This is a genomic window from Pontibacter pamirensis, assembly GCF_010015475.1.
Lineage (GTDB): Bacteria > Bacteroidota > Bacteroidia > Cytophagales > Hymenobacteraceae > Pontibacter > Pontibacter pamirensis.
Map to the genome: position 1 here is coordinate 35,380 of NZ_SSNI01000029.1, position 11,534 is coordinate 46,913.

Consider the following 11,534-nt stretch of genomic DNA (forward strand, 5'->3'; position numbering starts at 1 on the left):
TTGAAATTTAAACATGCGCCTCATTAGAACTTCACATCCAGGTTTACTCCCAGGCTTCTGCTGTTTGGCAACTGGCCGTAAGTAAAGCCCTGCGCATTGCCGCCCTGAGAGTCTATTTCCGGGTCGATGTGCGGATTGTTCCTGAAGAGAATCGCCAGGTTGCGGCCTACAAAGGATATCCTAGCCGACTGGGCTTTGATTTTACTTGTCAGGAAAGTGGGTATTTCAAAACCGAGGCTCACCTCCCGCAGCTTCACATAAGTGGCATCAATGATAGCGGATTCATGGTAGGTGCGGGGGTTGTTGTAGCTGTAGAAAAGCTTGGCATCCACTATTACATCGTTGGGCACATACACAGGCGCTTCCTCCGAACCCACGTTCTTCACTCCTTTCCCTATAACGCCTTCTTCACGGCCTACGGCTGTTTCAGCGTACTGGCCTGTCCAGCGGGCCGTTCCGGTTCCTTCATCGTAAATATCCCCGCCCGCTCTCACATCAACCAAAGCACTTAAGGTGATTCCTTTGAAAGAAAGGGTGTTGGACATACCACCGATCCAGTCGGGTTGGATGTTGCCTAATACCTGCTGTCCTGACGCTACCTGAGGCCGGCCATCCTTGAAAACAAGCTCTCCCTCCGGTGATCGCAGGAAGGCAGTGCCGTAGAAGGTGCCGTACGGCTGCCCCACACGCGCCTCCGAAGACATGCCGCGGGTAGCGTGAAGGGTATAGGTTGTCAGCCCCTCAGCCAGCTCCACTACCATACTGCGGTTGCGGGCATAGTTTAAGGCCACATCCCACTGCAGGCCATTACCCAACTGAACGGGCGTGCCCGATACCATCACCTCCACCCCTTTGTTTGTCACTTCTCCAGCATTCAGGAAACGGCGGTTGTAGCCGCTTGCTTTGGATATCTCTACCCCCAGAATCTGATCCTCTGTAGTTTGGCTGTAGTAGGTGGCGTCCAGGCCAATCCTCCCGTCCAGGAACCGCAGATCAACTCCGAGCTCTTTGCCGGTTGTTATTTCCGGCTTCAGGTTGGCATTGTTGATATCCGTGCTTTCGCCGAAGGCAGGCAAAGAACCATTCCAGGGGGTTTGCGCATTGTAAAGCTGGTAGAGTTGGTAAGGGTCCGCATCGTTTCCTACCTGCGCCCAACTAGCCCTTACTTTAGCAAAAGAAAGCAGGTTGCTGTTCAGGTTCAGCAGGTCTGTTACCACGCCACTCACCGACACAGAAGGATAGAAGAAAGAGTTGTTGCTTGCCGGAAGCGTACTCGACCAGTCGTTGCGCCCGGTCACGTCCAGGAACAGGGCATCGCGGAAGCTAAATTGGGCTGCCCCAAAAAGGCTCTGCACGTTAAACTCTTCGATGGCACTTTGATTCGTGTTCGGAACGGCATTGTTGTCAAGCGTGTACAGGCCGTCGATAACCAGCCGCGTGACAGCAGCATAGTTGCGTTTGAAGTAGTTGCTGCGGTACACGCCACCTGCCTGCGCATTGAAAGAAAAGTCCGGCGTTATATCCTGCTTATAGCTTAGGATGGCGTCATGGTTTGTCTCCTGGTTACGGATCACTTCCTCGCTGTAAGCCCCATACAAGGGGTTGCCGTTCGATACCCGTTCCCATGCATTGACATTGATGCGCGTGTCAGTCCAGAAATCAGTGCCGCTTCTGACCATCAAACTTAGTTTGTCATTAAAGTCATAGGTCAAGGACGCATTTCCCCGTAGCCTGTCCTTAGCATTGCCATATGTGAGGAACTCCTGCGAGTAGAAAGGATTTGTGAAGAAAGTGTGCTGCCAGTTGGGAGGCAAATTGTCTGATGGCCGCTGGATGTGCGCATCCTCGTAATCACGCCAGTTCTTTAACCGCTCCCACGACACATGCCTGTGCGACCATATAAACTGCTGCCCCGACTGGTAAGAGCGGTTGTCAGACCCCGACTCTACGTATTCGCCACTCACTACTGCTTTCAGCTTAGAGGTAAGGTTGTAAGCTGAGTTGATGCTGAAGTTATTGCGCGTGAAGTCGTTGTTATACATAATCCCTTTTTGGTCTAAGCGGCCAAGAGACAGGCGGAAACTGCCTTTGTCGTTGCCACCTGTAAGCGCCACTGAATTGAAGAAGGTCTTACCTGTATCCCAGAACTCGTCCCAGTTATCCGGTTGGGGCGTTAAGGGGGCTACGTCTGTTCCAGTCCACCACTGCCGCACCAGGCGTCCGTCCATCGGAGCACCCCAGCTTTCATCCGTACCCGCTGTACCGCTTAGCGGCGCATTGGGGCCGTATGCCGCACGATACTGGTCTATCTCCAGAGGGTCTGTAATGGCACCGCTTCTGCCGTTGGTATACCAGGTGCGATACCCGTTGCCGCCACCGTAAATATCCTGGAAGTCCGGCTTCACCAGTGGTCTTTCAAAAGTGGCGCTGGAGCTTAGCTCTACTCCTATTCCCTGCGTACCCGAACCGTTTTTGGTGGTAATCAAAATAACGCCGTTGGCAGCCCGCGAACCGTAAAGGGCAGCGGCGTTTGGCCCTTTCAGGATAGACATGGAAGCAATGTTATCCGGGTTGATTTCCGAGATACCGCCGCCATACCGGTTGTCGTTCGATTGCTGCAGGGGCACACCATCCACTACTACAAGGGGCTGGTTGTTGCGGCTAACGGAGCCCATGCCCCGGATAATAATGTTGGAACTGCTGCCCGGACCGCCGTTGCTGCTCACCTGAACCCCAGCCACGCGGCCAGACAGGTTGTTCACCACGTTCGATGTCTTTACCTCCGTCAGCTCTTCCCCGCTTACTTCCTGCATGGTATATCCCAGGGCCTTTTTCTCCCTTTCGATACCGAAGGCCGTGACCACCACTTCAGAAAGCTGCCTGGAATCAGGCGCCATTACAACATTATAAGCCGACTGGTTACCAATGAGCACCTCCTGCGCCAACATGCCAATAAAGGAGAAGACAAGGGTACCGCCCTCTTCAGGAACGGAGAGATTGAATTCCCCTTCCACGCCCGTGACTGTTCCTTTTGTAGTTCCTTTTAAGACAACGCTTACACCGGGTAGCGGCAGGTCGTCTTCCTGTGAGGTTACCGTACCGGAAACCATTCTACTTTGTGCTACTGCATAGCTGCTATGCAGTAGCCAAATAACCATTACAGCTAGTAAAGTTTTGTTCATACGTGGTAAAATTTAAAGTGGAAAAGAAAATATATCCAGAGCAACAAACAGGTAAGCGCAGGGGAGTCAGAATCTATCTCATATAAATTATCCTATTTATATGATGCGATAGTTTTGATTGTTGTTGTATCAATATTAAACTAACAAATTAACAAACACAAATTAAATTTTAAATTATTTTAAACTAAATATACTTTTCATTAAAAATATGTTAATTAAATAGCTGAATTACTGTATTGTTTATAATAAAACAGCAAAATGTTTGAAAATACAAAGTGACCACTTACCTTTTATGATGATTACTCAATTACCCCCCTATAAAATCAGGGGGTAATATTACCAAACTACTTATATAATATATAAACAGATTAAAAATTCATACCCTATAATATATATTATTAAAAATTTATCACTATTATTGATATAAACATACATCAATCATTATTTTAATCTAAAAGAAATCAGTTATGAGATCTAAAATCAACAACCTTGTTTATTTTATATTATTGCTATTTAGAAGACTTTACACCTGTATTTGTCTTCTGGCAATTGGATTTACCATCCTGGCTGCACCTAGCAGTTATGGTCAGAATGATCCGGCTTCACTCACGATGGAGGATTACAAGAAATTCTCATCTTATAAAATTGATAGCCCGGAGGAAGACACTTACATCAAGTTTGAGAACACTTATGTATTGGATCGGGAGGCAAAGCCATATGTATTCAACTACAGCGATGGGGTTGAAAGAAGAATTTATGTATACAAGATGCTGAAAGGAGCAAATAGAGATGAGGTTGGCACTATGGCCATGTATGCTGCACCGAAAAGTGGCAAGACTATCAAGGTCTGCATTCCGGGAGCCGGGGCTGACAAAAAGGTTTGGGACTATTACATAGATGAACTGAAACTGAATGGTGAGCAGGAACAGGGCTTCCTGTCTACACTGGCGTTTGTGCTCTCCAGAGAATACTCCCGCGAGCATGCCAACGCAGGCAAAGGCCCCAGCACTGCGGCAAAGGAAAACACGGACTATGACTTCTGCTTTCCGGCAGGTGCCCTTGTAGCCTTAGCGGACGGCACTGCCAAACCCATTGAGCAGGTAAAGGCAGGTGATGAGTTACTCGCGTTTGATTCAGTTTTGCAAGGCACCCGCGAGACAACTGTAACAGGCGTACAGTCGCATTATAAAGAGCAGGGCATACAGATAACTAAGCTGGTGCTGTTGCCAACCGAGGAGCTTTTTGCGTCTGTTAGCGCCTGGGCACCGTCAGCACCTATCGAACTGGAGGCCACAGGGAACCACCCGGTTTACACAAAAGAAGGCAAAAAAGAGATGCGCCAGGTAAAGGAAGGCGACATCCTGTATCACTTCGACAGCGCGATTCATGGGTTCAGGGAATACAAAGTAACCGCGAAAGTGCAGCAAGCGCAGCAACTGGTAAAGCAGGTTTATAACCTGGAAACAGAAGCTGGCAATTATCTTGTAAACGGCACAGTGGTGTTGGATAAGTAATAAAGTCCTTTCTACAAACAGCTTCATAAACAAAGGCGCCGCGGGCGTAATTTTACCCGCGGCCCCTTTGTTTTTAAGGAGAATCATACTCCTTTCAGCTAGGGCTAACGCAGTTTTAACATAAAAAACCTCCTGATCTCGCCATTAATTGGCACGCGCTACTACTCCATTCACAAGATATCTATTATCAAAAATACGGCAGCACAAGGCTTAACAAGTAAAAAAAATCCACCATACACCCTATGTTATCAATAAACTATTAAGTGAGTATGCACTCAAAAATACACAATACTTTCTTTGCTGTGTTACATACACTCTGTTTAACTCGGAGCCATGGCAATGAGAAAGCCCTTTCCTGATTAAAAGGAAAGGGCTTTGCATTTACTCCCAAAAAAATTATTCAAAAAAAAAACAGGTAAAAGATAATCTATATACTAACACTGGTTAAGATATTTGCTTGAAGGCATCGGCGAACAGCTTCATATCCTCCATTGTGCCCAAACTTACCCGGCACCACTGCTGATCGTAGAACTCCCAGTTCCGCAGCCCGACACCTCGCTTCAGCATCTCCTCACTAAATTTCTTACCGTTCATCTTCAGCGGGAACATGATAAAGTTAGTGTGAGAAGGCAAATAAGTATATCCCTCTTTTTTGAGCACACCGTAAGTGAAGTCTTTGGCTTCCTGGTTCTTCTGCACACAGAACTTTGTAAACTCTTTGTCTTGCAGGCTCGCAAGGGCAGCGCTGGCTGAAGTGGCACTCAGATTACCCGCACCGTTGGTATACTTGCCAAGTTCTTTCACCATTTCAGGCTGGGCTACCACATAACCAACACGCAAACCGGCGAAACCGTGTACTTTGGAGAAGGTTCGCGCTATAATCACGTTCTGGCCTTTTTGCACCAGGTCTACCATAGACTGCTTCTTCGGATCTGCCACGTAGTCAATGTAAGCCTCATCAATGAATATAGGCTTGCGTTTTGATACCGATTCGCAGAAAGAGCGGAGTTTATCTGATGGCGTGATAGTGGCTGTGGGGTTATTGGGGTTCACAATATACACAAGGCTGATATCGTCGTTCACTTTTTTCTCCATGGCGTCCAGGTCGTGGGCGAAATCCTTGGTAAGCGGCACCTTTACCCAACCAGCACCAACATCTACCGCCGACCGCACCAGAGACGCATAAGTGGGGTCGGCAGACAGAATAGAGCCTCCCTTGCTGGAATACTTAAGAGCGGCAGCTAATAGCAGCTCACTTGAGCCTGCTCCCAGGAGGATATGCTCTTCTGACACGCCCTCCTCTTTGGCAATAGCAGCCCGCAGTGCCATCACGCTATCCCGTGGGTAGCGGTTGCCCGAATTAACGGCTTCCATCAGCGCCGCTTTGGCTTTTTCAGAGGGCCCAAAGGGATTCTCGTTGGAGGTAAGCCGCGCCTGCATTCTCGGCAGGTCGGCCAGAATTTTGTGCATGTCCGCTCTTGGAGGAACAAGTAAGGAAGCAGGAGCTGCTTTCGCCAGCTTAGGCAAACCAACTGCGTATAAGCCTGCTGCGATCAGTGCACTAGACCTGATCCAATCTCTTCTGTTTAATTCTGTTGCCATGTTTGTAAAGATTTAAGATTCATAAAATCTGTTGAAATGTTAATAAGTATAGAGGACAGTGAATCGGCCTGACTGGCAGGCAGTGGAGAGCAAGTGTACTTTTATCTACTGGTGTATCTAGTTTAGCCTTTTCGCCCCACCTGCGCCTGCTGCGTATGCATTACCCGCTCATGCAGGTCGCGCACAGAGCGCCTGGCCGACTCAAACGCCCCGGCCATCCATGCCGTGAGGTAGGTGGTGTGTTCCCCGGCAAAATAAACCGGGCCGTCGGGCTGCAGAAGCGCCGGGTAAAAGCGCTCCCTGCTCTCTGCGGTGTAAGTGGCAAAAGCACCCTGGCTGTACCTGATCTTGTGCCAGGCAAGCGAGAAGGAAGACTCAAACTCCTGCTTATACTGCGGATGGATTTTGCTTCCCTGTTCAAGCGCCAGCTTCTCGCGCTCAGCGTGCGGCAGGTTCCCCACTTTTACTGCCTTGTCTCCGAAGTTATAGTAACCTACCAGCGTGCCCTTTTTGGACAGAAAGCCGTTTGACGGATAGAAGATCTGGTGAATGTCCATGTTGGTGCGGGAAATGCCGCCATAGATATGATCATCCTCTTCCCAGAAACGGCGCTTAAACTGGAGGCCTATCTTTCCGGCCTCATAATAGGAGACACTGTCAATAGCGCGCAAAACAGCAGAAGAAAAGTCTGACTTAATACTGGAAAGCACGGGCAGCGGAATGGTACAGATACAGAAATCACCTTCTAATTCTTTTGTCTTGCCTGCACTGTCGGCATATACCACGCGGGCACCTTCGGCTGTTTTCCGGATCTCGCGCACTTCCGCTTTGTACTGAATGTCCTTGCCTACCTTGCGCTCAAAGGCTTTGGTTATCATATCCATTCCGCCTACCGGCTGCAGCATCGTCATTTGCTGCTCGTATATGTAGTCGCCGATGTTGTAGAAGGAATGCCCGATTAAGCCAGACCGCATAATTTCTGAAAGCTCGTAGGGGTCCGCCAGTTTACCCGGGGCGTCGCCTGCCCCCGGTGGTGTAACATACCCCCGGCGGGATGTTCCTTTGTATAGCTTGTCCGGGTCCAGTTCCCCTTCCGATCGCAGGTATTCAATCAGTATCTCCTTGTCTTCAACCGTCATGGGTTTATCCAGCGCATCTTGGTCCACAGCCTTGGCCAGGAGCTCACTGGTGTAGCCCCGCATATCGTTGTGTATCTCCCGTATCCGGATTGGCTTGTTGGCAAGTGCCCCCTGCCCATCGTTGTAAATAAAGCCTGCTTCGTTTATGTTGTTGTAGGTCTCCAGCTGCACGCCCAGTTCCCGGCAGTAGTGCATCGAGAGTTCGTGGTGGTGCGGGATGCGGGCGGCTCCAGCGTTAAAGTACATCCCCTCATCGAACTTTGCCCGCTGCTCCATACCATCCAACTCAATTTCCCTGGTGTTATTCCGAACTGTCCAGATGCGCCCCCCGGAACGGTCCCTGGCTTCTAGGATGGTGCATTTATAGCCTAGCTTTTTCAGCTCATAGGCAGCTGCCATGCCAGCCAGCCCTGCACCCAGTATGATAACATGTTTTCCGGTGCCTTTTCCCTCCAGATTAAATGCCTCTGCGGGTGCAGCTTTCAGAAGCCCTAAAGCCATCATAGCCGGATAACTTGAACCAGCTAACAGAGAGGCTTTCGATATAAAGTCGCGACGTGATATACCTGCCATAAACAATTATAATTTGATTGAAACTGCTTAAATAATATTTACAAAAAACACTATAAATCAGAAAGTGATTAACAACTTACTAATAATATAAGCTATCTATTGAAATATAGTTAATATAATTGACATAATAAACAAATTTTGATAATTCATATTATTCAGAGAGATTTGCTAACACAGCGGAGCCTGTTGGTAGTGAATTGCTCCCGCTATAGCCTGTTTTTTGTAAAATGAAAAGGAACGGAGATATTGCCTGTTGCGGTGGGGCTCCACTGCAACAGGAGGAAATGCAACAGACCTAGCTCATTTGAACACAAGCAGAAGCAGTGATAGGTTAATATTCAAGGAGCTTGAAAAGCTTAGTATGCCAACTGTTCTTTATCCGGATTAAGTCGCATGCACGTGTTTCACTTACAGTCAAACGGAGGTGCGCTTTTAAATAAATCTTTGTCCAGAACCGGCAACTGAGTGCCTTGCTTGGTTTGGAGGGCTGTAAGTTTATGAAGTATAAGGTGGGTATTATCAGGTTCTTTCAGGTTTAAAAGAACTCAGCATTGATGATGCATGAACGGTAGTACCAGCAAAACTTTCTGGCACAACACGAGCACCAATGTCATGGCTGCAAGCTAAGAGGAAGTATAAAGACGCTTATTCTTATTCAACCGCCCTTCTCTGAGGCGTTTTTTATACGCCATGTATACCATCAAGGCGATACTCAGAAACATCACCGCCAACAGCACCCGCGATGCATTTACATAAAACAGGGTATCCTGTAGCCGCTCAATCTCTAACGGATCCACAGCGTTGGCTAATTGCTCTTTTAAGCCACTGTTCATCAGTTTCCGGACGATAGAACTGTTGTCCAGTTCCCAGTTTCCACTGAACGCAGCAGTCCAGTTATTGTCCTTCGGGGTGAACAGCGACCCCAGAAAGACCCAGAGCAAGAGCAGTGGCGTCACATACTTTATGATGTACTTGTAGATATGGGGCACCCGTATGTCGGCACCGGAGGTAATTTCACGCCAGCCTTTATCCATGCCGAACACCCAGGCAAAAAGGATAGACTCGAATAAAGCAAAGACAACCAAAGAGACAGTACCCGCCCAGTAATCGTATTCATCGAACACACCGTAGTTAAAGAAAAACACAGTGGGCAAACCCAGCACCAGCACAATCAGGCCAAACGACCAGGCAGATGGCTTCAGCTTCCAGTTAAACTCATCCTGCAGAAAGCCTATCCAGGGCGTGCCCATCGACAGCGAGGAAGTGATTCCTGCGAAAAACAAGAGGCCGAACCACATGAACCCAGCGATGGCACCTAACACATCCCCCCACTGAAAAAACAGGTAGGGTAATGTCTTAAACCCCAGCCCAAGTCCGCCCAGCTTTACCAGTTCCGTAACGCGGTCAATCCCAAGGTAGCCGATGGAGATGGGGATAAGGATGGCGCTGCCCAGTACCACCTCCACAAATTCGTTCATCCAGCCGGCAGACATCGCGCCCAGTGCAATGTCATCCTTTCCACGCACATAAGCTGCATAGCAATGGATAGTGCCCATACCCACGGCAAGCGTGAAGAAAATTTGCCCGGCTGCTGCCAGCCACACCGTCGGCGACCACAGCTCATCGAAGTTTGGTGTCCACAGGTAGTTTAGCCCAACAGCGCTATCGTTTATGGCCCCGTTTTCACCGGCAGTAATAGTGACACCTTTATAGGCTAGAAATATACCGAACAGAATCAGCAGCGGCATCCCAATCTTGGCCACACGCTCCACTCCCTTTGCCAGCCCCAGCGACAGAACATAAGTGTTGAGTAGCAGGCAAAGCACAAAGAACACGATGGGCTCATAAGGCAAACCCAAGGTAGAGGTACCTAAATTCACATACGCATTAAAGAAATTTGCAACGCCGTCCTGGTCGAGGTCGCTGAAGGTGCCTATCAGGGAGTGCATCATGTAAGACAGTGTCCAGGACTCCAGGTAACAGTAGTAAGCAGCGATGGCAACATTGGTCCAGATGCCGAATACGCCAACGTATTTCCAGAGGCGGTTCTTACCCATGGTATCCACAATAAACGGGGTGGAGTGGTGCCCATATTTGCCACCAAAGCGCCCCATCGCCCATTCAATCCAAAGAAGCGGAATGCCTATCACTAAGAAACAGATTAAGTAAGGAATTATGAAAGCTCCGCCGCCATTCTGCACTGCCTGCACAGGAAAGCGTAGGAAGTTACCCAGCCCAACCGCACTCCCCGCCATCGCTAATATGAGGCCCATGCGGGAGCCCCACGATTGTTTGTTAGTACTCATAGTGTATGAGATTATCAGTAATTTCAGATTAATAGTGGTTCCGGACAGAAGTGCTATCCTGTTATTTGTAAGCTTTAGGATACTGTTCTGTGCAAGGTTGAAAGAAATATACTGAATATATGCTATCAGATTATCCTATCGTAGTACTATACTATATTGAAAATAAGGCTACCAAAAAAAGTCTCTAAGCTAGTTGAGGCAGAACCATGGTCACAGCGGCAAAGTAAGAGAAGCCTTATCGGCGGGCGGGTCTTACGTTGCGCCCATAGTACACGTCTGCGGGAATATGGTGCCCTGGGTAAACGCGTTCTAAAATATTGTAGAGCGTCGGGTCGTATGCTTTCAAATCAGCCGGTGACTGTACGCGTGTCTCCCCGTCGTAAAACTCATAGTTAGACCAGAACCACCACTGACTTCCTTCTGCCCAGTACTCTGCTACTGTGTTGATAGCATACTGGCCCTCGTACAACCCTTTGGTCCTGGCCGCCTGGTAAGCCGGCTCAATTTCCGCATAAAGCGCCGGATCTGCCTGACGAAGCGCGCCCATAATGTTGTGGCTAAACTCGTGCACGAGAATGTTCTCTCCATAGTAGCGCGTATCCGGGTAGCCAAGCAGATTTTCTTCCGCGCAGGAGGTAACGGTGCCTCCCATTCCGCGGGCGCGCTTGTTCCAGTATTCCTTGTCCGTCATGCTGGCAATGCCACCTGGCTTATCATAGTTTTCGCGCTCGCCCGGGGTGAGCCGTCTGTCATCTTTTGCAGGTTTCTTCCAGTCGCTCCGTTCCGGCAGGTCCGTCTCCATCTCTGTCTCCGCCATCACCAGCACACGAGCGCCACGATCAATCAAGGCGTCCCGGATATCCATCCGCTTCATGAGCATATAGTTCACGATGTCGCGTGCCATAAGCAGTGAGGTGTTGGGCACTTTTTCAGAAGAGGTGATTGGAATTCCAAACGCATCGGCATACTTCCGGTAAAACGGATCCAGGTTCAGCGAATCAGGTGGCGCGGTGACCATGGCCTGCTCATATTCCTGCACCAGGGCATTATCCGGAACGGATACATTTTCAGATGGCCCACCAGCTGTTTCTGGCTGTGTGGTTGTGGTAGCCTGAACCTGTGGCTGTGTGTTAGAGCAGGAGAAAAGCACCAGGGCCACTGCAGGAATGGCAAAGACTTGTTTTACTTTCATATCTGGTTTCCTTTAAACTGCCTGTC

Annotated in this window: 6 protein-coding genes; 1 reads left to right on the forward strand and 5 read right to left on the reverse strand. The window is 48.9% G+C overall.

Annotated elements, in window-relative coordinates; all coding sequences use genetic code 11:
• Window positions 1-23: 23 nt before the first annotated feature.
• Window positions 24-3,182: a SusC/RagA family TonB-linked outer membrane protein gene (locus E1919_RS19555; protein ID WP_162055109.1), complete on the reverse strand. Its 3,159-nt coding sequence runs from the start codon at window positions 3,180-3,182 to the stop codon at window positions 24-26.
• Between the two features lie 467 nt (window positions 3,183-3,649).
• Between E1919_RS19555 and E1919_RS19560 the strand changes: the two genes are divergently transcribed.
• Window positions 3,650-4,696: a Hint domain-containing protein gene (locus E1919_RS19560; RefSeq protein ID WP_162055110.1), complete on the forward strand. Its 1,047-nt coding sequence runs from the start codon at window positions 3,650-3,652 to the stop codon at window positions 4,694-4,696.
• A gap of 444 nt (window positions 4,697-5,140) precedes the next feature.
• Here the strand turns inward: E1919_RS19560 and E1919_RS19565 are convergent, their stop codons facing one another.
• The 4 genes from E1919_RS19565 to E1919_RS19580 all read right to left on the reverse strand — a co-directional run bounded on the left by E1919_RS19565 (window position 5,141) and on the right by E1919_RS19580 (window position 11,508).
• On the reverse strand, window positions 5,141-6,298 hold the full coding sequence (locus E1919_RS19565; protein WP_162055111.1) for a pyridoxal phosphate-dependent aminotransferase: 1,158 nt from the start codon (window positions 6,296-6,298) through the stop codon (window positions 5,141-5,143).
• A 122-nt stretch (window positions 6,299-6,420) separates the two neighbouring features.
• Window positions 6,421-8,010, reverse strand: a complete 1,590-nt coding sequence (locus E1919_RS19570; protein WP_237144657.1) for a flavin monoamine oxidase family protein — start codon at window positions 8,008-8,010, stop codon at window positions 6,421-6,423.
• Between the two features lie 623 nt (window positions 8,011-8,633).
• Window positions 8,634-10,316: an SLC5/6 family protein gene (locus E1919_RS19575; protein WP_162055112.1), complete on the reverse strand. Its 1,683-nt coding sequence runs from the start codon at window positions 10,314-10,316 to the stop codon at window positions 8,634-8,636.
• Between the two features lie 235 nt (window positions 10,317-10,551).
• The gene (locus E1919_RS19580; RefSeq protein WP_202915946.1) at window positions 10,552-11,508 is read right to left on the reverse strand and encodes a hypothetical protein; all 957 of its coding nucleotides are present in this window, start codon (window positions 11,506-11,508) and stop codon (window positions 10,552-10,554) included.
• Between the last annotated feature and the right edge of the window lie 26 nt (window positions 11,509-11,534).

Bases quoted from the DNA above. Each gene is read 5' to 3' on its own strand.
- E1919_RS19555 (WP_162055109.1), bottom strand. From the start codon at position 3,182: ATGAACAAAACTTTACTAGCTGTAATGGTTATTTGGCTACTGCATAGC.
- E1919_RS19560 (WP_162055110.1), top strand. From the start codon at position 3,650: ATGAGATCTAAAATCAACAACCTTGTTTATTTTATATTATTGCTATTT.
- E1919_RS19565 (WP_162055111.1), bottom strand. From the start codon at position 6,298: ATGGCAACAGAATTAAACAGAAGAGATTGGATCAGGTCTAGTGCACTG.
- E1919_RS19570 (WP_237144657.1), bottom strand. From the start codon at position 8,010: ATGGCAGGTATATCACGTCGCGACTTTATATCGAAAGCCTCTCTGTTA.
- E1919_RS19575 (WP_162055112.1), bottom strand. From the start codon at position 10,316: ATGAGTACTAACAAACAATCGTGGGGCTCCCGCATGGGCCTCATATTA.
- E1919_RS19580 (WP_202915946.1), bottom strand. From the start codon at position 11,508: ATGAAAGTAAAACAAGTCTTTGCCATTCCTGCAGTGGCCCTGGTGCTT.